A 25623-nucleotide genomic window follows, 5' to 3' on the forward strand; every position below is an offset into this window, starting at 1 on the left:
TCACTCTACGCCCACCCGATGGGGACAAATCAAACTTCGATGACAATTTTTCCGGTATGCACGCCGGAGTCGAAATATTCATGGGCCCTGGCCAGTTCGGAAAATTCAAAGGACTTGCCGACGTTCAGCTCCAGCTTGCCCTCCGACAGCAAGGGCATCACGCGCTGCACTGTCTCCTGGATGATCTCCGACTTCTCGGACAGCGGCCTGGTCCGCAGCGTGGTGCCGATGATCCTGGCGCGCTTGGCCAGCAGCAGTCCCAGGTTCAACTCCGCCTTGGCACCCTGCTGCAGTCCGATGACTACCAGCCGGCCTCCGACGGCGAGCGCCTTGAGGTTCAACTGCAGGTACTTGGCGCCGACCACGTCCAGGATCAGATCCACCCCGCGTCCGCCGGTCAGTTCCTTGACGCGTTCCAGGATGTCCTCCTCCTTGTAGTTGATCCCCGCATCCGCGCCCAGCCGCGCGCAGTACTCCAGCTTGTCGGCCGAGGACGCGGTCACGTAGACGGTAGCCCCGGCGGCCTTGGCCAGCTGGATCGCCATGGAACCGATGCCTCCGGCGCCGCCGTGGACCAGCAGGCTCTGCCCCTGGCCCAGCCCGCCTTCCAGGAACAGGTTGGACACCACGGTGGCGGCCACCTCGGGCAGCGCGGCCGCGTCGGTGAAGGACATGCCGTCGGGGATGCGGATCAGCAGTTCCTGGGCGACGTTGACGTACTGGGCGTAGCCGCCGCCGGCCAACAGTGCGGCCACCCGGTCCCCGAGGTTCCACCCGGTGACGCCCTCACCCAGTGCCGCAACGGTTCCTGACACTTCCAGTCCGGGGATGTCGCTCGCGCCGGGCGGCGGCGGATACACGCCGCGGCGCTGCTGGACATCGGCCCGGTTGAGCCCGAAGGCCGCGGTCTTGATCAGCACCTCCCCCGGGCGCGCCGCAGGCACTTCACGCTGCTGCGCTTCGATCACTTCCGGGCCGCCGGCTTCGCGGTAAATATAGGCGTTCATAACGTCGTTCATCGTTGCCAATTCCTGTCCCTAGCTATTCATGCCGTATAATTTTTCGGGTTGGATGGTTGTCCGAGCGGCCGAAGGAGCTGGTCTTGAAAACCAGTAGGCGGCAACCCCGTCTCATGGGTTCAAATCCCATACCATCCGCGTGAGTAGAAACCTCCGGTTCTCGGTTCCCCGAGTTCCGGAGGTTTTTCATTCCACGGGAACTCCTTGGAACCTACGGCTGCATCTCATAAGCGGGTGCGCCGTGCTCCAGCTGCAGCTCGTTGTAGGGAAGCCCCACGAGCCGGGCGACCTCGTTGACCACATACTGCGCGTCCTGCAAGGTTCTGGCCGCGGGGTTTTCGATGCTCCCGGCCTGGGCGGCGATGGCCGTGCCCCACTGCACCGAGGACAGCTGCAAGCCCAGCACGAAAATCCCCCGGTGCGCCATCCCCTCGCTGTTGACCAGCCGGTAGGGCTGTCCCACCACGTCGAAGCCGCTGCCCGGCAGCACCTCGCCTTCGGCGTTGTTCCAGGTGTGCACCCGGGCCACATGCTCGGACAGCAGCTGGGTGATCAGCGGGGTGTCGTTCTGCAGGACGCGGTTGGCGGGCATCATGGCCTCGCACAGCGTCCGGGCGGTGTGCACTTCCGAATCTACCCAGGGTGATGAGGCGGTGAACTGGCCATTGACCTCGTCGAAACCGAATTCCGGATCCGGCCCGACGAAGGTCACCAGTCCGGCGCGCGACAGCGCGAGCAGCTGCTCGATGCGCTGCAGCGGCGGTCCGGAGGACAGTCCTTCAACCAGCGGCTCGAAGTGCGCCTGCACTTCCTCGATGCGTGACTGCTCGTCCAGGATCCCATTGGCGACCAGATCCTTGATGACCATGCGCCCCAGGTTCATGGTCATGATGGCGCGGGAGAGCGGATCTTCCAGTCCGGCGGCGCTGCGCCGCGCGTTCTCCTGCATGTAGTCGCGTACCGCCTGCTGGTACTCCTCGCTGGAGCCGAAGCCCACCTCGTCGAAGGGGCGGGCCAGGGCCGGCACGTCCAGCCATTTGATCTCCGGGAAGCCGGCGATGAATTCGCGCAGCTTGCCCAGCCAGACCTGGCTGCCTTCGTGGTGCTCAGCGTCCAGGATCGCCTCGAGCGACCTGATGAATTCGGCGGCCGGAATCTCCCAGCGGCCGTCGCAGTTCACGGCGCACTGGCGGTAGTAGGCCAGCAGGATGTCGCGGTGCAGGCTCGGCCAGATATGCCGGGAGAAGACCAGCGCCGCCTCCGGGTTCCCGGCGCGCGCCTCGGCCAGCCTGCCGATGAGCTCTTCCGCGTCGAAATGGTGCAGGCTGATCTCGTCCGGGATGAACTGGTCCACCACAGGCTTGCCCCAGTACGGCGTTCCGCGGCGCGAGGCGACCACCAGCTGCGGTTCACGCCCGGAGGCCACGTACTCGAACCGGGAGCCGGGCTCGTCGCCGACTTCCCGGAAGATGCCTCCGCGGCCAGCGGTCAGCTCCGCCATGCCGTCGAAGAAGTTCAGCCCCAGTCCCCTGACCAGTGCGGGCTGGCCCGCGGCGAACTGCGAGTAGTCCAGGTCCGCTGGCACGTTCGGGGGCATGTAGGTGGCACCGGACTGGGCGGCCGAACGCTGCAGCTGCTTCTGCCACGGGTTCAGTTCCGCGCTCTGGTGCCCCAGGGCGAGCACCACTCCGTCGGCTTCCAGTGTTTCAGCTGTGCCTTGCCCTTCCGGGCCGCGGCGGAATTCCACGCGGTAGCCGTTCGCTTCGGGGCGCACGGCCACGACCTCGGCCTGCACATGGGAAATTTCGAAGCCGGGGTGCGCGGCCAGGATCGCGGCACTCGTGTCGTACACGTGCTCCAGGTATTCGCCGTAGAGCGCGCGGGCAGGATAGGTGCCGTCCTGGATGCCGTGCAGCTGCGCAGCGTGGGCTTCGCTCATCCGCTTGCCGTCCCCCTGCGCGGCGACGAACTGGCGGAAGCTCAGCCCGGGTTCGCTGCCCCGGCGTTCCGGGGCCACCGTGGGGAAGGAGGCCGGAGTGTTCATCAGGAAGTGGTCCGACTGCTTCGGGCTCCAGACATGGCCCGAGCCCGGACGGTACGGATCGAAAACTGTCACGCGCACACGCACCGCCGCATCGGGAAGCTTCTGGGCCAGTGCGGCGAGGCGCTCGACAACGCTCGTGCCGCGCGGCCCGGCTCCGACGATGGACAGGCTGAACTCGGGTCGGGGGTTCTGCGTCAAGGTGCTCACACTCCTAGGGTATTACCCTCCGGCGCACGTTCCGCACCGAGCCTTAGACTGTGAGCATGACTGACCGCGCTTCCACCGCCGCCCATCTGCCCGATACCTATACCTGGCTCGAGGGAATCCACGATGCAACCGCCTTGGACTGGGTCCGACGGCAAACCGAACGCACCGAGGCCGAGTTGTACGACACCGAGTTCGACGGCACCGTCCAGCGCATCAAGACCGTGCTGGATTCCCAGGACCGCATCCCGATGGTCACCAAGCGCGGGAACCACTACTACAACTTCTGGCGCGACGCCGAGCACCGCCTGGGCTTGTGGCGCCGCACCACCTGGGATTCCTACCTGACGGACTCGCCCCGATGGGAAACCCTGCTGGACCTCGACGCCTACGCCGAGCAGCAAGGCAGCGAGTGGCACTTCGCCGGCTCGCAGCTGCTGCGTCCCGCCGAAGGCGAACCGCACCGCCGTGCCCTGATCCGGCTCAGTCCCGACGGCGGCGACCAGGTGCGGGTGCGCGAATTCGACCTGGATGCCCTCGACTTCCCGGAGGACGGCTTCGACCTGCCCGTCGCCAAGACCAACGTCTCCTGGATCGATGCGGACACCCTGCTGGTCGGCTCCGCCACCACCGAGGCGAACACGACGCGCTCCACCTACGCCAGCACCCTGCGGCGGCTTTCCCGTGGGGCGGACCTCGAAGCCGCCGAGGTCGTCTACGAGGTGGATCTGGCGCACGTGGCAGCTTTCGGCTACTTCGACTCCACCCCGGGATTCGAGCGGATCGTCACCACGGATGCCATCGACTTCTACAACTCGCGCACCGGCGTGATGCTCGGCTCAGAGCACCGGATCATCGAGGTGCCCACCGATGTCGAGGTCAGCCTGCACCGCGAGTGGCTGCTGCTGGCCCCGCAGACCGACTGGACGCACCAAGGCCAGCTGATCCCCGCCGGCTCGCTGGCTCTGGCCAAGCTTGAGTCGTTCTTGGAGGACGGCACGCTGGAACGGCTACTGTTCACCCCGGATGCCAGCACCTCGCTGCAGTCGCTGAGCTTCACTGCGAATTATGTGCTGCTGACGGTCCTGAAGGACGTTGCCGCGGAAGTCCGCGTCATCGACTTGATCAAAAATTTTGATCAGTCCACGCTTCCGCTGGAAGACCCGATGCTCAGCGTCTCGGTGGCCGCGGTGGATGACGAGGATGGCGAACGGCCGGACGACTACTGGATGACCATCACCGGTTTCATTACGCCAACCACGCTGCTGCGCGGCACCGTGGGCGGCGGCCAGGCTGCCGTCAAGACCTCGCCCGAGCGCTTCGATGCCACCGGATTCGAAGTCACGCAGCATTTCGCGCGGTCGGCCGATGGAACCAGGATTCCGTATTTCCAGGTCTCGGCCCAGCAGATGCCGCTGGACGGGAAGAACCCGGTGCTCATGGACGGATACGGTGGGTTCCAGCACAGCATGATTCCCGGTTATGCACCGGCCATGGGCGCCGGATGGCTCAGCCGCAGCACCGCCAGCGGCCGCCGCCCGGTCTATGTCATGACCAACATCCGCGGCGGCGGGGAATACGGCCCGGCCTGGCACCGCGCGGCGCTGCGGGAGAAGCGCCACCGCGCGTACGAGGACTTCGCGGCCATCGCCGAGGATCTCGTGGCCCGAGGAGTCACCCAGCGGGCGCATTTGGCGGCCACCGGCCGGTCCAACGGCGGACTGCTCATGGGCAACATGATCTCCGGATACCCGCGGCTGTTCGGCGCGATCTCCTGCGGGGTCCCGCTGCTGGACATGCAGCGCTACACCCAGCTGGCCGCCGGGCATTCCTGGATTGCCGAGTACGGCGATCCCGAGGTCGAGGAGGACTGGAAATTCCTGCGCACCTTCTCCCCCGTCCACCGGCTCTCGGACCAGCCGCACGCGCACGACGACTATCCGGCGTCGCTGATCTGGACAACGACCTCGGATGACCGGGTGGGACCGTCGCAGGCACGCGTCATGGCGGCCAAGATGATGGATCTGGGCATCGAGAACGTGCGTTATCACGAGCCGGACGGCGGTGGCCACGCAGGGTCGACAGACAATGAATCCACGGCCAAGATGCTGGCGACCAGCTACGAGTTCTTATGGCGCCAGGTCAGGTAGAACCCTCGTTTTGGAACACGCGCCCATCTTCGGGTAGGCTTAATTCTGCTGGAAACAGCGGATGGACACGTGCCAGAGCGGCCGAATGGACTTCACTGCTAATGAAGGGTCGGGGTTAAACTCGACCGGGGGTTCAAATCCCCCCGTGTCCGCCAAAAACCCCCTAGATGACTAGGGGGTTTTGCTTTTAACAAGCTTCCTCCCCGAGACTATCCGGCGCCGCGGTAGGGCGATCCGCACGTCCGGTTCCGGCATTCTCCAACTTAAATGGTCAGGCCCCGCAGAATCCTAACGAATCCTGCGGGGCCTACACGGTGAACACCCGGTCCCCCAACCAAATGTTCCAGCGACCAGAAGCATCCCCATAATGTCCAGTCAACCGCTTAACGCACTTCTGAGATTACTGCTCATTTCATCCCGAAGCAAGAAATATCGACCAGATCGCTAAAACTAGGTAGTTTGCAGAGACAAACTAGGTAGCGACGAGCACGCTCTGGGTAGGAGCGTTTAAACCTTATTTGCTTGAAGAAAACAGTGAACAAGGACACTCTCGAGGAATTTTCCGCGCGTCGGTTTCATAATTCCGGGCGCTTGTGGCGTCGCCGCTTCCGGATACGCGAAAACCCCGGGTCTAAACCCGGGGTTTTCGCAAAGCACTATCTATTTGAGGTTGCGTTCAACGTCGTGAGCCGTCTCCTTGACCTGGTCTTCAGCCTGCTTGAGGTTTTTGGCTGCTTCGGCATTGAGCAACTCGTTGCGCAGTGCGTCGTCGCCGATTGTCTCGCCCGGCTGGGACCTGTCGGCCTTCTTGTCTGACATGGTCGATCCCCTTCCACAATTCGTTGCGGCGAAATGTGGAATCCAGACTAACAAGTCATTTCCACTGGTACAACGGCGTGTCCCCAACGTTCATGGATCTCCCAGTCGCGCGACGCCGGCACCTAGTCCTGGCGCTTGACGAACGTGCGCAGCATGTTCTGCACGATGTCGTCCGGCAGCGAGGTGTGGCGGGCGATGATGTCGGTCATGCTCTGCAGGTCGTTATCGGCGATGGCGTTGAAGAGCGCCTCGCGTTCGGCTTCCGGCAGGTCCGCTGCGTCGAAGTGCACCGGACCGTCGGGTCCCTGGCCCTCGAAACGGAAGTCCGCCACATTGCCCTGGATGTTGTCTCCGGACATCGGTGAGGAGGCGATCATGCGTTCCAGGTCTTCCAGCGGCAGCCCCGTGTAGCCGTGCAGGACACTTGCGGCGCCGGCGAAGTTCGAATCGCGCAGCATGGAAAACAGCTGGTCGTATTCATTGGGCGGAAGCTGCTCGCTGGAGAATTCACGCTGCTCGCCGTCGAGTTCGAACGCCATCTTGAAGTGGGTGGCGCTTGGCTCGGATTCGGAGCCGAACTGGTCATGCCATTCCTGCGGGATGACCCAGGAATCCTCGGAAGACGCCGGGCCTGCCGCAGGGAGCTGCTCGGCCTGGGCGGGCTCGGAAGCCGGGGTTCCCTCATCGATGGCGGTCTGCGCTTCCAGCTTTTCGCGCAGCGCCTGGATGTCCTCTTCGCTGACCGGAAGCTCCTTGGCCGGTGCGGTCTGCGGGTACTTGTCGAGGCTGCGCACGGCAATAACGCAGTTCTTCACCGTATCGCCGGTCACCGCGCGGTAATTCTGCACCGCACCCATGACATCGCCCTTGGCGAGGTTGCGGTAGATGGCGTTGCGCGAGGCATCGTCCAGTTTCGCGTTGGCCGCCTGCGCGGCCTCACGCGTCACCGCTTGGGCGACTTCCGCGGAGTTCTTCTTGCGAAGCGACTGCAACCCGAGGTAGCCCAGGCCAATCACGGCAATGATGACGATGAGCCAGATGAGAAATTCCATACATCCAGCGTACTTCGTTTAACTGAACATTTACCCAGCGATTCCCAAAGTGAAAGGCAAAACACCGGGAGCCCCGGCGATGCGCAGGGCCCTTCCGGCCATGGCCAAGGACCACCGCGAATCGGTCAGGTCGTCGACCAGCATGACCGGCCCCGGAGCATTGGCCAGCAGCGCCTCGAGCGGTTCCGGGATCTCGAAGGCATCGGCCACCGCCGCAACACGGAAGGCCGAGTTGCCGCCCGGCCCGTTCTGCGGCGGTTTCCCCCGGTATTCAAGCTGTCCCAGGTACCTCAGCCGACCCACGGCGGCCAGCTGCTGCGCGAGCGAGGTGACCAGCTGCGGGCGGGTGGAGGACGGCATCGCCACGACGCCCACCGGGCGCTGTTCCCAGTTCCATTCCGAGAGCACCTTGATGCAGGCCTCGAACATTGCCTTGTCGATCGGGTGGTCGGCGGGATCAGCGAAGAGCTGGCGCAGCCGGTTGCCCCAGCCAAGGTCGGTCAGGCGCGCCAGCGCCCGACCGATCGAGACCTGCTCGTCCTCGGGAATCTTGCCCTTGAGCGTGTGCCCCAGCCGATTCAGTCCAGAGGGATAGAGCTTGCGCGGTTCGATGCTCACCCCGGCGCGTCCCAGGGCATTTTGCGCGTTGTCCTTGGACTCTTCGGGAATGTGGTCGTTGTACCAGGCGCCGGCGCAGTTGTCGCAGCGCCCGCAGGCAGCGGAGCGCGGGTCGTCCAACGACGCGGTCAAAAACTCCATGCGGCAGCCGCGGGTGTTCTCGTAGTCGATCATCAGCCGCTGTTCGTGCACGCGGCTGGCGGCCACGCGCTTGTAGCGGTCAGCGTCGTAGGACCAAGGCAGGTCGGTACGCATCCAGCCGCCGGCCACGCGTTCCACGGCGCCGTCCACGGCCAGCACCTTCAGCAGCAGTTCCAGCGGGGAACGGCGCAAGTTCACCGCGCTCTCCAGCGCCGGGACGCTCATCGCTCCGTCGGCCTGGCCCAGCGCCTCCAGCACCGCGGTGGCGCGCACCTGGTCAGGCATGGAGCTGGTGGCGAAGTACTCCCAGATCTCAGCGTCGTCGGTCCCCGGGAGCAGCAGCACGTCGGCGTTGATGCTGCCGCGGCCGGCGCGGCCGACCTGCTGGTAGTAGGCCACCGGAGAGCTGGGGGCTCCGATGTGGATCACGAAACCCAGATCCGGCTTGTCGAAGCCCATGCCCAGCGCGCTGGTGGCGATCAGGGCCTTGACCTCATTGTTTTTCAATGCCGCTTCCAGGCGTTCGCGCTCTTCCAGATCGGTGCGCCCGGTGTAGGCGGCCACCTGGTGGCCGGCTTCGCGCAGCATCCGGGCGATGTCCTCCGCGGCGGAGACCGTCAGCGTGTAGATGATGCCCGAACCGGTGAAATCCTCGATATGGCTCAGCAGCCAGGCCAGCTGCATGCGCGGGGACGGCAGCCGCAGCACCCCCAGGCGCAGCGAATCGCGGGCCAGCGTGCCGCGCAGGGTGAACACTTCCCCCGCTCCCCCGGCCAGCTGCTCGGCCACGTCCTCCACCACCCGGGAGTTGGCCGTCGCGGTGGTCGCCAGCACCGGCAGCCCGGCAGGCAGCTTGTTGATCAAATCGCGGATGCGGCGGTAGTCGGGGCGGAAGTCGTGGCCCCAGTCGGAGATGCAGTGCGCCTCGTCGATCACCAGCAGACCCAGTCGGTCCAGCAGCATCGGCAGCTGCTGTTCGCGGAAGGACGGGTTGTTCAGCCGTTCCGGGGAGACCAGCAGCACGTCGATCTCGTCGCGTTGCAGCTTCTCCAGGATCTCGCGCCATTCAAGCACGTTCGCGGAGTTGATCGCCGCGGCGCGCACCCCTGCACGTTCGGCGGCGGTCACCTGGTCGCGCATCAGCGCCAGCAGCGGGGAGACGATCAGCGTCGGCCCGAAGCCCTGCTCGCGCAGCAGCAGAGAGGCGATGAAGTACACCGCGGACTTGCCCCAGCCGGTGCGCTGCACCACCAGGGCGCGGCGGCGCTGGGCCACCAGCGCGCTGATCGCTTCGAACTGGCCGTCGTGGAACTGCGCGTCCGGGTTGCGCACCAGGGCGCGCAGCTTGGCCGTGGCGGAGGACAGCAGGTCCGAGTGCAGTGAGGCATCCATGCCCCCAGTATTTCAGTTCCCACCCACGAAATGCCCGCACCGCACGCGCGCTGGGGATCCGCGGTGCGGCACGGGCCTGAAATGTAAGGCAATTCCCATGGTCCACGGCGTGATCCACCGGCCAACGTGCCGTTCCAGCCGGTAGGCTGAAAGATGTGAGTGAAGAAATTGATCTGAGCCAGAGCTTCAAGGCTTACGACGTGCGCGGCATCGTCGGACAGTCGCTGAACGCCGAAGCAGTGGAGGCCATCGGCGCGGCCTTCGTCGACATCCTGGGCCTGACCGGGGACACCGTGCTGGTGGGCGGCGACATGCGCCCCTCCTCGGCCGAATTCTCCGCGGCCTTCGCCCGGGGCGCCACCTACCGCGGCGCCAACGTGGTGATGCTGGGGCAGATCTCCACCGACGAGCTGTACTTCGCCTCCGGCCAGCTGGACGCCGCCGGCGTCGTCTTCACCGCGAGCCACAACCCGGCCCAGTACAACGGCATCAAGATGTCCAAGGCCGGCGCGCTGCCGATCTCTTCGGACACCGGCCTGTACGACATCCGCGACCTGGCCCAGCAGTACCTCGACGAGGGCCTGCCGGTCTCCTCCGACGCCCCGCAGGGCTCGGTCAGCCGCCGCGACGTGCTGGCCGACTACTCCGGCTACCTGCGCAGCCTGGTCGACCTGTCCGCCATCCGCCCGCTGAAGATCGTGGTGGACGCCGGCAACGGCATGGGCGGGCTGACCACCCCTGCGGTGCTGGGCGACGCGGTGCTTGACGGCCTGCCGCTGGAAATCGTGCCGCTGTACTTCGAGCTGGACGGCACCTTCCCGAACCACCCGGCCAACCCGCTGGAGCCGGAGAACCTCAAGGACCTGCAGGCGGCGGTGCTCAAGCACGGCGCGGACCTGGGCCTGGCGTTCGACGGCGACGCCGACCGCTGCTTCGTCATCGACGAGCGCGGCCTACCGCTGTCCCCGTCGGCCATCACCGCGCTGGTGGCAGTGCGCGAAATCGCCCGCGTGCAGGCTGCCGGCGAGGCACGCCCGGTGGTCATCCACAACCTGATCACCTCCAAGGCAGTGCCTGAATTCGTCACCCGCGCCGGCGGCACCCCGGTGATGACCCGTGTGGGCCACTCGTTCATCAAGGCGGAGATGGCCGAGCAGGGAGCGGTCTTCGGCGGCGAGCACTCGGCCCATTACTACTTCCGCGACTTCTACAATGCCGACACCGGCATGCTGGCCGCCATGCACGTGCTGGCGGCGCTGGGCGGGCAGGACTTGCCGCTGTCCCAGCTGGGCGCCGAATACGAGCCATACGTCGCCACCGGGGAGATCAACTCCGAGGTGGAGGACAAGGCCGGGGCCACCGCCCGGGTCGTGGCCCACTTCGAGGGCCAGCCGGTGGAGATCTCCACCATGGACGGCACCACCATCGCCGCGGCCGACGGCAGCTGGTGGATCAACCTGCGCCCGTCGAACACCGAACCGTACCTGCGATTCAACGGCGAGGGCGCGACCGCAGAAATCATCGAACCGATCCGCGACGCCGTGCTGGCGATCGTGCGCCAAGAACAGCCAACCGACTAGGGGACAGCCATGAACTTCGAATCACTGGACGAAGGCGTCAAGGACGCGCTGAACAAGGTGCTGAGCACCGCGCTGGGCGTGGCCCGCGAGCAGCTGGAGGAGCAGGGCGTCTTCCTGCCCTTCGCCATCGGCCTGGAGCCGCAGGAAGGCTCCGACGAGGGCGAACTGCGCCTGATCGCGGTGCCGCCGACGGACGACCCGGAGGATCCGGAAGCCGACATCGACACCGAGGCCATGGCCGCGGACCTGGTGGAGGTGCTCAACCAGCAGGGCACCCATTTCGAGGCCATCGCCATCGCCTCGGACGTGCTGCTCCAGGAGAACGACCAGGACGCCATCCACGTGGTGGCCGAGCACAAGGTCGGCGCCGCGCTGGCCATCGTGCAGCCCTACCTGATGCCGGCCGAGCCGGGCGGCGAGTGGACCTTCGAGGACCCTGCCGCCGAAGCCGCAGAAGCCGTCTGGGCCAACGCCCGCTAAGACGAGCCCGCAACAACTTCACGCCCTCCGGCCGACCAGCAGTGACCTGCACCGCTGACCGGCCGGAGGGCGTCGTCGTAGACTGGAGAACATGAAACTCAGCGCCTTTGCCGATGTCTGCCTGCGGACCGTCATGGTGCTGGGCGCGCCCGGAGCCGGCCAGCTGACCAGCCGCGAGATCGCGGACCTGGTCTCGGTGCCCTACAACCACGTCACCAAGGCGGTCCTGGAGCTGCGCACGCTGGGCGTGCTGGACGTGGTGCGCGGCCGCAACGGCGGCGCTTCAATCACGCAGACCGGCCTGCAGACCTCGGTCGGCGCCCTGCTGCGCACCCTGGACAAGCGCGAGGACGTCGTTGACTGCACCGACCACGACGCGAACGGCAACTGCCCGCTGGCCGGCGGCTGCCGCCTGCGCGGCGCCCTGCGCGCGGCCCGCGAGGCCTTCTACGCGGCCCTGGATCCGCTGACGATCCAGGAGATCTGCGAGACTTCCCCGGCCATCACGCTGCTGCCTTTCCCCACCGTACGACGCAGCGCGTAATCTTTCCCACCAGAAAACCACTAGTCAAACCGGAATTTTCCGGATGTGCCGCAGCTCAACTTGCAATTCGTTTCTACGTGGCGTAGAACTTAAAGCATAAATCTTGCATTTCAAATGCAAGATAAACCAGACACTCTCCGAGGAGATACACCATGCTGTCCACCCAGTCCCGCCCGGTCATCGAAGCAACCCTGCCGATCATCGCCGAACGAATTTCGAGCATCACCCCGAAGTTCTACCAGCGCATGTTCGCCGCCCGACCGGAATTGCTGGATGGCATGTTCTCCCGCTCGAACCAGAAGAACGGCACCCAGCAGCAGGCGCTGGCCGGATCCATCGCGGTCTTCGCCAGCTACCTGGTCAACAACCCGGAAACCACCCCGGAGACCATGCTGTCCCGCATCGCCCACAAGCACACCTCGCTGGGTGTCGTCGAGGAGCAGTACGGCATCGTGTACGAGCACCTGTTCGCAGCCATCGCCGAGGACCTGGGCGACGCGCTGACCCCGGAAATCGCCGAAGCCTGGACCGAGGTGTACTGGCTGATGGCCCAGGCGCTGATCAAGATCGAGAAGGGCCTCTACGCCCGGCAGGCCAACGCCACCATCTACAGCAACTGGAAGCTCGTCGAGCGCACCGCGACCGGCGCGGATTCGGTCAGCTTCAGCTTCGAACCGGCCGATGACACCGCCGCCACCATCGCCAAGCCGGGCCAGTTCGTCTCCATGCGCATGCCGATGGCCGACGGCATCCGCCAGGTCCGCCAGTTCACCCTGAGCAACGACGTCGAGTCCACGACCCGCCGCACCGTCACCGTGAAGCTGGACGTGGACGGCGAATTCACCCCGGTCCTGCACAACTCGCTAAAGGTCGGGGACGTCGTGGAGCTGTCCAACCCGTACGGCGACCTGGTCATCGACACCGAGGGCGCCCCGCTGGTCATCGCCACGGCCGGCATCGGCTGCACCCCGAGCGCCGCGGCCCTGCAGACCCTGGCCGCGGCGGGCTCCACCCGCGAGATCACCGTGCTGCATGCCGACCAGGAGTTCGCTTCCTGGCCGCTGCGCGAGCAGATGCTCGAATCGCTGGGCCAGCTGCCCAACGCCAAGATCAGCACCTGGTTCGAGCGCGGCGAGCTGCCCGAGGGCCTGGACGCCAAGGCCGGCTACATGGACCTGACCGATTCGCTGACCGCCGACAGCCAGGTCTATCTCTGCGGCCCGCTGCCGTTCATGCACGCGGTGCGCTCGCAGGCGCTGGCCGCCGGCATACCGGCCGAGCACATCCACTACGAGGTCTTCGGACCGGACGTTTGGCTCGCCGCCTAAGGCGCGCAGCCCACTAGACCGGAACAGCCCGGACTGGCCATATGGGGGTCCAGTCCGGGCTGTTCTGTCTGCCGGGAAACTATTCGGCGGAGCCGTCGGATTCGGAAGGCCGCTTGGCCACCGGGGGCTTCTTGGACAGCGCGCTCTTCAGGTCGAGCTTGCGCGGGTCCAGCTTGCGCGGATCCAGCCGGTCGGCGAAGCCCCTGGCCTTGGATTCCGGGGCGGGCTGGCCGCTATCGGCCACGCCGGCGTCAGGGGCCTGCGCCGCGCCGGCAGCGGCTTCTGCTTCCTGCGGGTCGATTTCCTCCAGGGTGGAGGTGCGCTTGAACGATGCACCGCGCAGCTTGGGCTCCACCGGCTCACGCAGCACCTGGTGCAGCTGCTGCCCGGTGATCCAGCGGCGCAGCACCGTGTTGAACAGCAGCGGGTTCTCGATATTCCACTGGTGGTGCATGCCGGGAACCACGCGGATGGCCGCCTGCGGCAGGGCCACGGCGATGGCCGGGAAGGAGCGCTGGACGAACTTCGGCTCGCTGGCGCCGGCCAGCACCAGGGCGGGACCGGTGTAGGCCGACAGGTCCGCCGGCAGTCCGCCGGAATCGAGGTCGCCCATGATAGCGCGCATGTTCTCCGGCTTGAGCTTGACCCCGTGCTCGGCGAACAGCTCGCGCTCGTTGTCCACCATGCCGTAGGCGCCAGCCTGGAACTTCCAATACCACTCGCTGCCGATCAGCTTCAGCTGCATACGCTGCACCGCCTTGGCCGCGGTGCCCAGCGGTGCGATCGACACCCCGGTGGCGAATACCGACTCGACCAGCTCCGGGTGGCGCGCCGCCACGTGCAGGGCGATGACGCCGCCCAGGGACATGCCCACCAGGTGGACGCCGCCCTCGGAAACCTCGTCAGCGATCAGCGCTGCGACATCGTCCGCCGCGGAGTCCAGGCCCTCCCAGTTCTCCTCGAACCGGGCGCCGAACGCCGGCAGATGCAGGGTGAGGATGTTGAAGTCCCCGAAGGCCAGCACCTGCGGATCCCAGCTCCAGTTGCCCACGTTGCCGCCGTGCAGGAAGACCAGGGTCTGCACCGGAGCGCTGTCCTCGGGCTTTCGGCGCGCCGGATGCACCTCGGGATAGTCGGTCGCGTCCCGCGCCGGATCGGCCATAGGGTTCTTTCCCTGGTCGTTGGCAGAGGTCATGGCAAATGCTCCAATACTGCGTCAAGCCACTCCAGCTCGGCGGCCTGTTGTCTGATTGCATGGTCCAAGGTGGCGGCCATGAGGAAGCTGCGGCGGTCAGCTGCCGCACGCATGTCGATCCCCTCGCGCTGGGAAAGGTAGTCGTCCAGCACGTATTGGGTGGCTTGGCGGCGTTCGAGCAGCAGCTGCTCGATGCCCTCGCGCTCCAGCTCCGCGGCGAAGAAGACCTGCCCCATGAACGGATCGCGTTCCGGGGAGCGGGCGGCCCCGCTGGAAAGCCACTGGTTCAGCACTTCCCGGCCGGCCTCGGTGATGTGGTGTTCCTGCCGGTCCGGATAGTTCGACTGGGGGACGGTGCGCACGGTGGCGTACCCCTGGTCCACCAGCTGGGCCAGGGTGCGGTAGATCTGCGCCTTGTCTGCATTCCAGAAGTGGTTAATAGAGGAGTCAAAATGCTTCTTGAGCTCGTAACCGGTCATCGGCGACAAGCACAACAGCCCGAGGATCAATCGTGCCAAAACCATAACTTCATCTTTTCACAGTTAGTTGATTTTGCACCCACCCGCCCGGGCGTGGGAAAAGTGTTCCCCGATTGTGACCTTGGTTCATACGCCGCGCATTGCGCGGTCATCTTTCCCAGTTCACCTGCAGCGATCCATAGAATTGGCTCATGCCCAATGCCCCTGAACATTCCCGCCTGACGCCGCCGCTGTTCGCCCTGCTGATCCTGCTGGGCACCACCGGCCCGTTGGCCACCGACATGTATCTGCCGTCTTTCCCGGCAATGACCCGCGAATTCGCCACGTCCGCTTCGGGAATCCAGCTCACGCTGACCGCGTTCCTGATGGGCATCGCCTTCGGTCAAATCTTCTGGGGGCCGCTCTCCGACCGGCTGGGCCGGGCCAAGCCGCTGCGCTGGGGCACCGCGCTGTTTGTCGTCGCATCCATCGTGGCAGCCGTGGCGCCTACGCTGACGACGCTGACGATAGCCCGCGCCCTGCAGGGCCTGGGCGGCGCGGCAGGCCTGGTGATTTCCAAGGCCATCGTCGCTGACACCACCCGGGGCGTGCAGACCGCCCGCATCTTCTCGCTGCTGATGACCTTCGGCGGCGTGGCACCGGCTGTGGCACCGTTGATCGGCTCGGTGCTCGGCGAGTTTGGCGGTTTCCACACCGTGCTGTGGTTCATCGCCCTGATTGCGCTGCTGATGGCGGCGGGCTCCTTCGGCATCTACCGGGAAACCCACCCGCAGCACCAGCGCTCGACGGGAAGCTTCGTGGCGCCGCTGCGCATCGCGCTGTCCAAGCCCCGGTTCGTGGGCTACATGGTCCAGTTCGCGTTCGCCTTCGGCGCGATGATGGCCTACATCTCCGCCTCGCCATTCTTGTACCAGAACGTGATGGGCCTTAGCCCGCAGGGCTATGCGGTCTTCTTCGGCATCAATTCGCTGGGGCTGGTGACCGCCGGCCTGGTCTCGGCCCGGCTGGCCACACGCGTACCGCTGCGCCGCACGATCAGCATCGCGTTGAGCGTCCTGCTGGCCTCCAGCATCGCCATGGCCGTCATGGCCCAGCTGGGGGTGCGCAGCCTGGCCCTGGCCGCGGTCATCTTCGTCATGGTGACCTCGGTGGGCTTCACCATGGGCAATACCACAGGGCTGGCCGTGGCCGAGGTCCGCGAGGTTTCCGGATCCGGCTCCGCGCTGCTGGGCTGCGCGCAGTTCTTCATCGGCGCGGTGGCCACCCCGCTGGTCGGCCTGAGCGGCGATAACTCCCCCATTGCCTTCTCGATCACCGCGCTCGCCTGCGCCATCGTCGCGGCCAGCGCCCTGGTCTACACCGCGGACCGCTTCCACCAGCCGAAGCTGGGTTAGGAATCCCGGCGGGCGCAAAAAATCCCCGGCACCCGTGCTCCGCCCCGAAGGGCGGATGGCGGGGGGCCGGGGATCCTCTTGTAATGCCTAAGCGCTCAGGCGGGCCTTCAGGCCGTCCAGCTCGGCGCGCAGCGAAGCCGGCAGCGCCTCGCCGAACTTGGCGTACCACTCTTCGATGCTCTCGACCTCGGTCAGCCACTCGTCGGTGTTCACCGCAACGGCGGTTTCCACGTCGGCAGGGGTAAAGCCTTCAAGACCGGTCAGGTCCAGGGCTTCGCCGGTCGGCACGTAGCCGATGGCGGTTTCCTTGGCATCTGCGGTGCCTTCGATGCGCTCGACTGCCCACTTCAGGACACGCGAGTTGTCACCGAAGCCAGGCCAGGCGAAGCCGCCCTCAGGGGTGCGGCGGAACCAGTTGACCAGGAAGATCTTCGGCATCTGCTCTTCGTTGAGCTTGCCCGAGATCTGGTCCCAGTGGTTCAGGTAGTCGCCGGCGTTGTAGCCGATGAATGGCAGCATGGCCATCGGGTCGCGGCGGACCTGGCCCACGGCGCCGGCAGCTGCCGCGGTGGTCTCCGAGGACAGGGTCGAGCCCATGAAGATGCCGTTGGTCCAGCTGCGGGCCTCGGTCACCAGCGGGATGGTGGTCTTGCGGCGGCCGCCGAACAGGATCGCGTCGATCTTCACGCCGTTTGGCGAGTAGTAGTCCTGCGACAGCATGTCGACCTGGTCGATCGGGGTGCAGAAGCGGGAGTTCGGGTGCGCGGCCTTGGTGCCGGACTCAGGGGTCCAGTCGTTGCCCAGCCAGTCGATCAGGTGCGCAGGAGCCTCGTCGGTCATGCCTTCCCACCACACGCCGCCTTCGTCGGTCAGGGCGACGTTGGTGAAGATGGAGTTGCCCTTGGTGATGGCGCGCATGGCGTTCGGGTTGGTGGACCAGCCGGTGCCCGGCGCCACGCCGAACAGGCCGTATTCAGGGTTCACGCCGCGCAGTTCGCCGTCCTTGCCGATGCGCATCCAGTTGATGTCATCGCCCAGGGTCTCGGTCTTCCATCCGTCGATGGTCGGATCCAGCAGCGCCAGGTTGGTCTTGCCGCAGGCCGACGGGAAGGCGGCTGCGATGTGGTACGACTTGTTTTGCGGGCTGGTCAGCTTCAGGATGAGCATGTGCTCGGCAAGCCAGCCCTCGTCGCGGGCCATGGCCGAGGCAATGCGCAGCGAGTAGCACTTCTTGCCCAGCAGGGCGTTTCCGCCGTAGCCGGAGCCGTAGGACATGATGGCGCGCTCTTCAGGGAAGTGCACGATCCACTTGTCTTCGTTGCACGGCCAGGCGACATCTTCCTGTCCCGGCTCAAGCGGGGCACCAATCGAGTGCAGTGCAGGAACGAAGAAAGCGTTCTCCGCTTCCATCTTGCGCAGGACTTCATTGCCGATCTTGGCCATGATGCGCATGGAGGTGACCACGTAGGCGGAGTCGGTCAGCTCGACACCGTAGGCTGGCTGCTCTGCATCCAGCGGGCCCATGACGAAAGGAATCACGTACATGGTGCGGCCGCGCATGGAGCCGTCGAACAGGCCGTTCAGACGCTCCTTCATGATCTTCGGGTCTTCCCAGTTGTTGGTGAAGCCCGCATCTTCTTCCTTTTCGGAGCAGATGAAGGTGCGCTCTTCTACGCGGGCAACGTCCTTGGGATCGGAGAATGCGGCGTAGGAGTTGGGGAAGTTCGGGTCGGTCAGCTTGACCAGGGTGCCGGCTTCAACGAGCTCGGCGCACAGACGGTCATTCTCTTCAGCTGATCCGTCAACCCAATAAACACGATCCGGCTTCGTCAGTGCGGCAACTTCCTCGACCCAGGCTGCCAGCTTCACATGCGAAGTGGGCGCTGCGTCGATTACGTTCTGATCCGAGCTCGTGCTCATTGTCGATTCCCTCCATTGGGCTGAACTAGCGATAAAACAAGGCTAGGGGGTGGCACTTCCCCAAACCCTGTGACTCAAACCTCACGATTCAAAGTGGGCTAAACTGAATTAGTACAGATCCCCGGAATTCCGGGGGTTTGCCAATTCAACACGCCGCTTTAATGTGATGAAGGTCACGTAGACCGGTACCCTTTTCAGTTCTTCATAAAACCGGTTTTCCGCCACTTTCCGACGATACGCACCCTCGATTTGTACGTACGTGCAACCACCTGTATAGTTATTCGAGGTTCGCCACAGCGGATCAAAACAAATAAATATGCGCCCATAGCTCAGCTGGATAGAGCGTCTGTCTACGGAACAGAAGGTCAGGGGTTCGAATCCCTTTGGGCGCACAAAGTGAAATTCCCACTCGAAAGAGTGGGAATTTTTTTGCTTCCCGAGGAGCGCTATGCAATTTCCACTGAGTTCAAGCCACGGCGCGACACTGCGCCTCCTTCACCTGGGCGACGTCGAGGAATTGGCCGCCGCCTATCGTCGCAACAGGGAGCACCTGGCCCCTGGGACCCCGAGCGCACCGAGGAATTCTTCACGCTGGACTGGCAGCGGAGGAATCTCGAAATCCAGCTCGGTAGCCACGCCGCCGGGCTCGCCTATCCGGCGGCGCTCTTCGAGGAGGGCCGGATCATCGGACGCTTCACCCTCGCCGGGGTTGTCCGGGGGCCCTTTCAAAGCGCCAGCCTCGGATACTGGATGGATGCCAAGCTGGCCGGCCGGGGATTAGCGACCTTCGCGGTGCGCGCCATCTGCCGGATCGCCGGCTCGGCTCTTGGCCTGCACCACATCGAAGCCAGCACGCTGCTGCACAATCACGCATCGCAAAGGGTGCTGCAAAAATGCGGCTTCGAGCAGATCGGCATGGCGCCGCGCTATTTGAAGATCGCCGGCCAATGGCAAGACCACAACCTCTACCAGCGCCTGCAGGAAACCGGGCCCGACGAGGCACTTGCCGGGCAGGACTTCCCTTCAATGTGAGACCGGGCACTTTTGGCCTTTTCGATTTTTGCCGCCGCGGAATCTCGTGTATTGTTATTCAAGTCGTCAAGGTGGCAAACAAATGAATATGCGCCCATAGCTCAGCTGGATAGAGCGTCTGTCTACGGAACAGAAGGTCAGGGGTTCGAATCCCTTTGGGCGCACAAAGTGAAATTCCCACTCGAAAGAGTGGGAATTTTTGTTTTAACCTGCGCTCCGACTTCCCGCCGGAACGCAGGACACCCCCGAGAGTGCTAGTGCGAGGCGCGCAGGATTAATTCGGTGTCCATGATGCTCCATTCGGGCACACTTTCGCCACTGATCCGTTTGATCAGTATCTCGGCCATGACCGCCCCTTGGCGCTCCGGATGCTGGGCAATCGTGGTCAGCGGCGGGACGGCGTTGCGTGCGAAAGCGTCGTCGTCGACCGTGGTCACGGAGACATCCTGCGGAATATTAAGCCCGGCGTCCGCCATCGCCTGCAGCGCGCCGAAAGCCATTTGGGCGCTGGCCACGAACAACCCGTCGATGTCTGCACCCGATTCGATCAGCTGGCTCATCAGGTGGTGTCCGCTATCGGGGGTGAAATCGCCTTCCAGCACCGCCGCTGGTTCGAGTCCCGACTCGGCCAGCGCTTGGGTGAACCCGGTCAGGCGGTCGAGGCTCGCTCCCATATCCTGCGGTCCGGCTATGGTGGCGATGCGCCGGCGTCCGCGATCTATGATCACGTTGGTGGCCTGCTTCGCCGCGGCGATATTGTCGATGTCGACCACGTAGATTTCGTTCTGGTCGGTGCTCATGGTTCGGCCGCCGAACACCAGCGGGAGCTGCCCGCCGAGATCCGCGTAGGAACGGTCGGCGGAGTGGTGGGACAGCACCAGGGCGCCGTCCACATTGCCGCCGCGCAGATAGCGTGTGGTTTTCCCGGGATCGGATTCGGTGGACAGCAGCAGCGAGAGCATGAACTCGGTATCAGCCAGATACTGGGCGGCGCCCTGGACCACCTTTGCGAAATACGGATCGGCGAAGAATTTTGCGGTGTTTTCCGGAACCACCAGCGCGATCGCGTTGGTTCTTCCTTGGGCCAGCGAGCGGGCCGCCCGGTTGGGCACGTAGTTCAGCTCTCGGATCGCCTGTTCCACCGCGCGCATCGCTTCCGGTTTGACCTTCTCCGAACCATTGACGACGCGGGACACCGTGGCGCGGGAGACCCCGGCGCGCTCTGCAACGAGTTCCAGCGTCGGTTGCTGCTTGCGTGCTTCGGACATGCTTGTTCTCTTTACTTCAAGGGCTTTCGCCGATCCTGGACGCTGGGGATCCGGGGCGCGGTTTGATCGCCGCACCCCGGGTCCGGGCGTCATGCCATTGTACGGTTGGCGGCGATGAGCCTGGCGTAGGCCCGGCCGCTGTTCTTGATGGTGCGTTGCTGCGTCCGGTAGTCCACGTGGATGATTCCAAACCTCTTGTTGTAGCCCCAGGCCCACTCGAAGTTGTCCAGCAGCGACCAGAGAAAGTAGCCCCGCACGTCCACCCCGTCGGAGAGGGCCCCGGCCACCGCGTCCAGATGGCTGAAAATGTATTCCTCCCGCTCCGGGTCCTCCACCGTGCCCTGTGCGGTGACCGCGTCCTCATACGCCGCCCCGTTTTCGGTGATGTACAGCGGCGGCAAGTTCGGATAGTCGTCCCGCAGCCGGTTGAGCAGCACGCGCAGCCCCTGCGGGTTCACCTCCCAGCCCATGGCCGTGCGCGGAAGGTGGCGGGTGGGGAAGGTGACGTGCTCGCTGCCGACGAACGGCGAGGATTTCGGCGAATCCGTGGGTACCAGGGCCGCCGGTTCGCCAGCGGCCAGCGGATGCCCGGACACATTGTCGTCATGGTAGTGGTTGACGCCGAGGAAATCGATGGGCTGCGCGATGAGCATCGCATCCGCGTCCTTGATCACCGCATTCAGTCCGAGGTCGCCGACGTCCTCCAACAGGTCTGCCGGGTATCCGCCGCGCAAGATCGGGTCCAGGTACATGCGGTTCCACAGGGCGTCGATTCGGCGCGCGGCTTCAAGGTCCACCGGGTCGGCGGGGTCATCGGGCACCGCGTTGGTCAGGTTCAAGGTGATGCCCAGGTGTTCTGCTCCCAGCTCGCGCAGCCGGGCAGTGGCCAGCCCGTGCGCCAGATGCTGGTGGTGCACGGCGGCCAGCGCGGCGGCAGGTTCCCGCCGTCCCGGCGCGTGCTCGCCAGCGGCGTAGCCGATCAGCGATGAGCACAAGGGCTCGTTGAATGTCGTCCAGTGGGTGACCCGGTCCCCCAGCTTCGCATGGACCACCTCGGCATACTCCAGGAATCGGAACGCGGTATCCCGGTTGACCCAGCCGCCGAGTTCCTCCAGTGCCTGCGGCAGGTCCCAGTGGTACAGCGTCAGCCAGGGCAGGATGTCGTGCTCCAGCAGTTCGTCGACCAGACGCGAGTAGAAGTCCAGGCCCTGCTGGTTGACAAAACGTCCCCCGGGTACGATTCGGGCCCAGCTGGTGGAGAAACGATAGGAGTCCAGATGCAGTTCGCGCATCAGGGCCACGTCTTCGCGGTAGCGATGGTAGTGGTCCACGGCGACCTGCAGGTCCTCCCCGCCGGCGATTGCCCCGGGCCTGCGGGCGAACGCGTCCCAGATGGAATCCTCTTTTCCGTGGGAATGGCCTGCGCCTTCGATCTGCGCTGCTGCAGTGGCCGAACCCCAGATGAAGTGCTCGGGCCATGCGAATGATTGGGATAGGTGTCGAGTCATTAGCCTTTGACAGCTCCTGTCATGATTCCGGAGACGAGTTGCTTGCCTGCGACAACGAACAGTACCAGCAGCGGGATGGTGGCCATCAGCGCACCGGCCATCACGATGGTGTAGTCGACGTAGCGGGCGGATTGCAGTTGGCTCAATGCCACCTGCAGCGTGGGGTTCTGCGGGGCCACCAGCATTGGCCACAGGTAGTCGGTCCATGCGGTCATGAAGGTGAACAGCGACAAGATCGCCATGGCCGGGCGGGCGGCGGGCACCCCCACATGCCAGAACGTGCCGATCATGCTTGCGCCGTCCACGCGGGCCGCCTCGATCAGTTCATCGGGAATGTTGTCCACCAGATACTGGCGCATGAAGAATACCCCGAACGCGGTGACGAGGGTCGGGATCATGATGGCTCCCAGGGATCCGGTCCAGCCGAATTCCTTCATCATCATGAACAGCGGGATGATGCCCAGCTGGGTGGGCACCGCTAGGGTCGCGATCACGAAAACCAGCAGGCCCTCGCGGCCGCGGAAACGAAGCTTGGCGAAGGCGTACCCGGCCAGCGTGGAGAAGGACACGACCGACAGCGTGATCACGGAGGACACCACCAGGCTGTTGCCCAGGGCCGCCCAGAAGTCGACGGTGTTGAACACCTCGGCCACGTTGCTCCAGAAGTGTCCGCCCGGCAGCAGCGGAGGCCAGGCCGAAGCGAAGACCCCAGAATCCGAGGATCCGATGACCATCGAATACCACAGCGGGTAGGTGCTGCCCAAGAAGAACGCGAGCAGGATGCCGTAGACCAGGAATCCCGGCCGGCTTTCGGTTGTGAAGCTATGGGACCGCTTGCGTCGCGGCAGCGGGGCCGCCCTATTAAGGGTCTGGTTAACCATGGTTTCTCCTCCTGGCCTCTGCCATGTCCTGTCCGCTGGCCGGTATGGCGGTTTTGCCGGCTCTCCGGCCGAGACGCGCTGGCCGGCGGCCGGCGCGCTTCTCGCCGGAGGAAGCGATCTTCCTGGACAACAGGAAGTTGATGACTCCGATGAGGATGATGATCAGGAACAGCATCCAGGCCACGGCCGAAGCCCGGCCGAAGTCCCCGCGATTGAACGCCAGGTCCCACAGGTACAGCACGGTCGTCTGGTACTGGCGGTCGGGTCCGCCGGGTACCGAGCTGCTGGCGTTGAACAGCTTCGGCTCGGTGAAGATCTGCAGACCGCCGATGGTGGCCGTGATGATCACGAAGATCATGGTTGGCCGGATGCTGGGCAGGGTGATGGAGAAGAACCTGCGCAGCATGCCCGCTCCGTCGAGGGCGGCCGACTCGTGCAGTTCCCGCGGAACCGCCTGCATGGCGGCCAGCAGGATCAGCGCGTTGTATCCGGTCCAGCGCCAGTTCACCATCGTGGCAATGGCCAGATGGGATGGGAATACCGAGGTCTTCCAAGCCACTGGATCCACGTTGAAAACCTGGAGCAGGTTGTTGATCAAGCCGTATTTTTCATCGAAGGCGTTGGAAAAGATCAGCGTGACGGCGACCGGGGTCACCACATATGGCACCAGCACGCTCATGCGCCAGAAGGTCTTGGCCCGGAGGTTCTGGTCCAGCATCGCGGCGATGAACGTCGCGATCGCCAGCTGCGGGATGGCCGAGAGCAGGAAGATGCTGAACGTATTAAACAGGGAGTTCCAGAACAGCGGCGAGGACAACTCCGCGGTATAGTTTTCCAGCCCCACCCACTCCCCCGCTCCGCCCAGCAGATCCCAGTCGTTGATGGAGACCACGAAGGTGTAGACCAGCGGGAAGAGCCCGACGAGTGCGAAGAGGATGAAGAACGGTGCAACGTAGAGGTACGGCGAGTACTTGTAGTCCAGCCGGCTGAAGAAGTGGCGGTGCCGCTGTTTCCCGGTCAGCTGGTCCTCCCGGAGCTTCTCGGGTGTGGGTGCTGACGGCCGAGCTTTGCGCCCGGCAGGCCCGGTGCTGGCTCCGGGAGGCTTGTTGGTCATGGTGCTCATGAAAATTGTTCGCTTCTTCCTCGGTACCCGGGTCGGCAGACCCGGGTACCGATTGCGTCGGCCGCTACTTGATGTCCAGGTCCTTCAGGGTTGCCAGCGCGTCGTTCCACGCTTTCTGTCCATCCGTTCCGGAATCCAGCGCGATGGTGGCCGGGCCGAAGACCTGCTCCTGGATGACCGAGTCGTTCGGCCCCTTGAACTGGGCCTTGACTCCCTCGGCGCGGTTGGCCAGGATCTTCCCGATCGGCGCGTCGTTGAAGAACTCGGTCAGCTCGTTGGATCCGGTCACCGCTTCGGACTGCTGGGCGTCGAGGCTGCTCGGGAAGGTTCCGGCCACCTCGAAGGCGGCGGCTTGGGAATCCGCGCTGGTCAGCCACTGGGCCAGCTTCGCCGCCTCGGCAGGATGCTCCGAGGTCGCAGGCACGGTCAGGAAGGTCCCGCCCCAGTTCGCGGGACCGCCGGGGAAGACATCTGCGAAGTCCCAGCCGTCGGTCGAATCGCCGCCGGCGCCCTCGATCTGCCCCTTGACGACTCCGAGCATCCATCCCGGACACGGCATGGTGGCGAAGGAACCGTCGACGAATGCCTGTCCCTTGCCCCAGTCCCACTGGGTCTGCCCGGAAGACAGTCCGTTGGAGGCCGCATCGGCCAGCAGGTCCCAGCGCTCGCGCAGCTGCGTGTTGCCCTCGATGTTCAAGGTTCCGTCGGCCTTGTAGTAGCCCTCGTCGAGCTGGTTGACCATGGAATTCCATACGAAGCCGGATTGGTCGTAGAAGGCCTTGTCCGAGGCCTTCACGTAGTCCTTGCCAACGTCGACGAACTGCTCCCAGGTGGCGTTGTCGCCACCGAAGAGTTCGGCCACCGCATCGCGCTCGCTGGGCAGGCCCGCTTCCTTGAAGAGGTCCGCGTTGTAGCACAGCCCCATCGGCCCGATGTCGGTGCCGTAGCCGATGATTCGGCCTTCGTCGTCGGTGGCCTGCTGGACCTTCCAGTCGACCCATTGGCCGGCAATGTCACCCGCGCCGTAGTCGCGCAGGTCGGTGAACGAGTCGGAGACGGTCATGACCTGGCCAAGCCACCCCTCCTCGACGGCCTGCACGTCGGGAAGGCCCGCACCTGCCGCCTGCTTGGTCTTCCAGTCCGTCAGCGCGTTGCCGCCGGTATCAATGTTCGTCGCCTGGATCTTGACTCCCGGATTCTCTGATTCGTACTTCGTATACAGGTCATCCAGCCCCATGGTGCCGAAGGTGGTCACTGTCAGGGTGATCGGGTTGTCTGGGGATGCCGGCTGTTCACTGGTCGCGTTGTTGTTGCCGCCGCAACCTGTGGCCAGCAGGGCCAGGGTTCCGGCGACGGCGGCCGCTTTGGCGATGCGGGATGTGCGTGTGATGTCCACGGTGACTCCGTTCAGAGTGCTGAGCTTGCGAGTGAAATTTCGAGCGTCCCGAGATG

20 protein-coding genes and 4 tRNA genes are annotated in these 25623 nt (G+C 64.9%); 11 read left to right on the plus strand and 13 right to left on the minus strand.

Features of this window, described 5'->3' with window-relative positions; all coding sequences use genetic code 11:
* Nucleotides 1-29: 29 nt before the first annotated feature.
* Nucleotides 30-1019 (minus strand): NAD(P)H-quinone oxidoreductase, encoded by a 990-nt coding sequence (locus DFO58_RS13675; RefSeq protein ID WP_120991430.1) that lies wholly within the window; start codon nucleotides 1017-1019, stop codon nucleotides 30-32.
* Nucleotides 1020-1069: 50 nt separating this feature from the next.
* Between DFO58_RS13675 and DFO58_RS13680 the strand changes: the two genes are divergently transcribed.
* Nucleotides 1070-1157 (plus strand) — tRNA-Ser (locus DFO58_RS13680).
* A gap of 73 nt (nucleotides 1158-1230) precedes the next feature.
* Here the strand turns inward: DFO58_RS13680 and DFO58_RS13685 are convergent.
* Entirely contained in the window at nucleotides 1231-3270 is a 2040-nt protein-coding gene (locus DFO58_RS13685) for an FAD/NAD(P)-binding protein (RefSeq protein WP_120991431.1), read from the minus strand.
* Between the two features lie 56 nt (nucleotides 3271-3326).
* Here DFO58_RS13685 and DFO58_RS13690 point away from each other — a divergent pair, with 56 nt between their 5' ends.
* The gene (locus DFO58_RS13690) at nucleotides 3327-5417 is read left to right on the plus strand and encodes a prolyl oligopeptidase family serine peptidase (RefSeq protein ID WP_120991432.1); all 2091 of its coding nucleotides are present in this window, start codon (nucleotides 3327-3329) and stop codon (nucleotides 5415-5417) included.
* Between the two features lie 63 nt (nucleotides 5418-5480).
* Nucleotides 5481-5572 (plus strand) — tRNA-Ser (locus tag DFO58_RS13695).
* Between the two features lie 505 nt (nucleotides 5573-6077).
* Here the strand turns inward: DFO58_RS13695 and DFO58_RS18560 are convergent.
* The 3 genes from DFO58_RS18560 to DFO58_RS13705 form a co-directional block, all read right to left on the minus strand.
* Entirely contained in the window at nucleotides 6078-6236 is a 159-nt protein-coding gene (locus tag DFO58_RS18560; RefSeq protein WP_157359297.1) for a hypothetical protein, read from the minus strand.
* A gap of 122 nt (nucleotides 6237-6358) precedes the next feature.
* Nucleotides 6359-7288, minus strand: a complete 930-nt coding sequence (locus DFO58_RS13700; protein WP_120991433.1) for a hypothetical protein — start codon at nucleotides 7286-7288, stop codon at nucleotides 6359-6361.
* Nucleotides 7289-7318: 30 nt separating this feature from the next.
* The gene (locus DFO58_RS13705) at nucleotides 7319-9439 is read right to left on the minus strand and encodes a RecQ family ATP-dependent DNA helicase (protein ID WP_120991434.1); all 2121 of its coding nucleotides are present in this window, start codon (nucleotides 9437-9439) and stop codon (nucleotides 7319-7321) included.
* Nucleotides 9440-9594: 155 nt separating this feature from the next.
* On the opposite strand from DFO58_RS13705, the gene DFO58_RS13710 reads away from it, so the two are divergent.
* The 4 genes from DFO58_RS13710 (at nucleotide 9595) to DFO58_RS13725 (ending at nucleotide 13371) form a co-directional block, all read left to right on the plus strand.
* Entirely contained in the window at nucleotides 9595-11019 is a 1425-nt protein-coding gene (locus tag DFO58_RS13710; RefSeq protein WP_120991435.1) for a phosphomannomutase/phosphoglucomutase, read from the plus strand.
* Nucleotides 11020-11028: 9 nt separating this feature from the next.
* Entirely contained in the window at nucleotides 11029-11499 is a 471-nt protein-coding gene (locus DFO58_RS13715; RefSeq protein ID WP_047117962.1) for a hypothetical protein, read from the plus strand.
* 91 nt (nucleotides 11500-11590) lie between these two features.
* The gene (locus DFO58_RS13720) at nucleotides 11591-12043 is read left to right on the plus strand and encodes an Rrf2 family transcriptional regulator (protein WP_047117963.1); all 453 of its coding nucleotides are present in this window, start codon (nucleotides 11591-11593) and stop codon (nucleotides 12041-12043) included.
* 152 nt (nucleotides 12044-12195) lie between these two features.
* Nucleotides 12196-13371, plus strand: a complete 1176-nt coding sequence (locus DFO58_RS13725; RefSeq protein ID WP_120991436.1) for a globin domain-containing protein — start codon at nucleotides 12196-12198, stop codon at nucleotides 13369-13371.
* Nucleotides 13372-13450: 79 nt separating this feature from the next.
* Here the strand turns inward: DFO58_RS13725 and DFO58_RS13730 are convergent, their stop codons facing one another.
* Together DFO58_RS13730 and DFO58_RS13735 are read right to left on the minus strand one after the other, a co-directional pair.
* The gene (locus DFO58_RS13730) at nucleotides 13451-14566 is read right to left on the minus strand and encodes an alpha/beta hydrolase (RefSeq protein ID WP_120991437.1); all 1116 of its coding nucleotides are present in this window, start codon (nucleotides 14564-14566) and stop codon (nucleotides 13451-13453) included.
* Nucleotides 14563-15090 carry a PadR family transcriptional regulator gene (locus tag DFO58_RS13735; RefSeq protein WP_047117965.1) on the minus strand — a complete coding sequence of 176 codons (528 nt, stop codon included), beginning with the start codon at nucleotides 15088-15090 and terminating at the stop codon, nucleotides 14563-14565. The genes DFO58_RS13730 and DFO58_RS13735 overlap by 4 nt, the downstream gene beginning before the upstream one ends.
* Nucleotides 15091-15236: 146 nt before the next feature.
* Between DFO58_RS13735 and DFO58_RS13740 the strand changes: the two genes are divergently transcribed.
* Nucleotides 15237-16439, plus strand: coding sequence for a multidrug effflux MFS transporter (locus DFO58_RS13740; RefSeq protein WP_120991438.1), 1203 nt, complete (start codon nucleotides 15237-15239; stop codon nucleotides 16437-16439).
* Nucleotides 16440-16526: 87 nt separating this feature from the next.
* Here DFO58_RS13740 and DFO58_RS13745 read toward each other — a convergent pair whose 3' ends face one another.
* On the minus strand, nucleotides 16527-18359 hold the full coding sequence (locus DFO58_RS13745) for a phosphoenolpyruvate carboxykinase (GTP) (RefSeq protein ID WP_053797353.1): 1833 nt from the start codon (nucleotides 18357-18359) through the stop codon (nucleotides 16527-16529).
* A gap of 318 nt (nucleotides 18360-18677) precedes the next feature.
* Here DFO58_RS13745 and DFO58_RS13750 point away from each other — a divergent pair.
* From DFO58_RS13750 to DFO58_RS13760, 3 genes are all read left to right on the plus strand, one after another.
* Nucleotides 18678-18751 (plus strand) — tRNA-Arg (locus DFO58_RS13750).
* 4 nt (nucleotides 18752-18755) lie between these two features.
* Nucleotides 18756-19391, plus strand: coding sequence for a GNAT family protein (locus tag DFO58_RS13755; RefSeq protein ID WP_286163611.1), 636 nt, complete (start codon nucleotides 18756-18758; stop codon nucleotides 19389-19391).
* 90 nt (nucleotides 19392-19481) lie between these two features.
* Nucleotides 19482-19555 (plus strand) — tRNA-Arg (locus DFO58_RS13760).
* A gap of 90 nt (nucleotides 19556-19645) precedes the next feature.
* Here the strand turns inward: DFO58_RS13760 and DFO58_RS13765 are convergent.
* The 5 genes from DFO58_RS13765 to DFO58_RS13785 all read right to left on the minus strand — a co-directional run bounded on the left by DFO58_RS13765 (nucleotide 19646) and on the right by DFO58_RS13785 (nucleotide 25567).
* Complete coding sequence (locus tag DFO58_RS13765; protein WP_120991439.1) at nucleotides 19646-20659, minus strand: LacI family DNA-binding transcriptional regulator; 1014 nt, start codon at nucleotides 20657-20659, stop codon at nucleotides 19646-19648.
* Nucleotides 20660-20748: 89 nt separating this feature from the next.
* Nucleotides 20749-22167: a GH1 family beta-glucosidase gene (locus tag DFO58_RS13770; RefSeq protein ID WP_120991440.1), complete on the minus strand. Its 1419-nt coding sequence runs from the start codon at nucleotides 22165-22167 to the stop codon at nucleotides 20749-20751.
* The gene (locus DFO58_RS13775; RefSeq protein ID WP_082123757.1) at nucleotides 22167-23048 is read right to left on the minus strand and encodes a carbohydrate ABC transporter permease; all 882 of its coding nucleotides are present in this window, start codon (nucleotides 23046-23048) and stop codon (nucleotides 22167-22169) included. Before DFO58_RS13775 ends, DFO58_RS13770 begins: the two co-directional genes overlap by 1 nt.
* A complete protein-coding gene (locus DFO58_RS13780) occupies nucleotides 23041-24171 on the minus strand; it encodes a sugar ABC transporter permease (RefSeq protein WP_120991441.1) in 1131 nt (376 codons plus the stop codon). The genes DFO58_RS13775 and DFO58_RS13780 overlap by 8 nt, the downstream gene beginning before the upstream one ends.
* Nucleotides 24172-24235: 64 nt before the next feature.
* Nucleotides 24236-25567, minus strand: coding sequence for an extracellular solute-binding protein (locus tag DFO58_RS13785; protein WP_286163612.1), 1332 nt, complete (start codon nucleotides 25565-25567; stop codon nucleotides 24236-24238).
* Nucleotides 25568-25623: the final 56 nt, after the last annotated feature.

Origin of the sequence: Arthrobacter sp. AG1021, from assembly GCF_003633665.1 — a bacterium.
GTDB classification, from domain to species: Bacteria; Actinomycetota; Actinomycetes; order Actinomycetales; family Micrococcaceae; genus Glutamicibacter; species Glutamicibacter soli.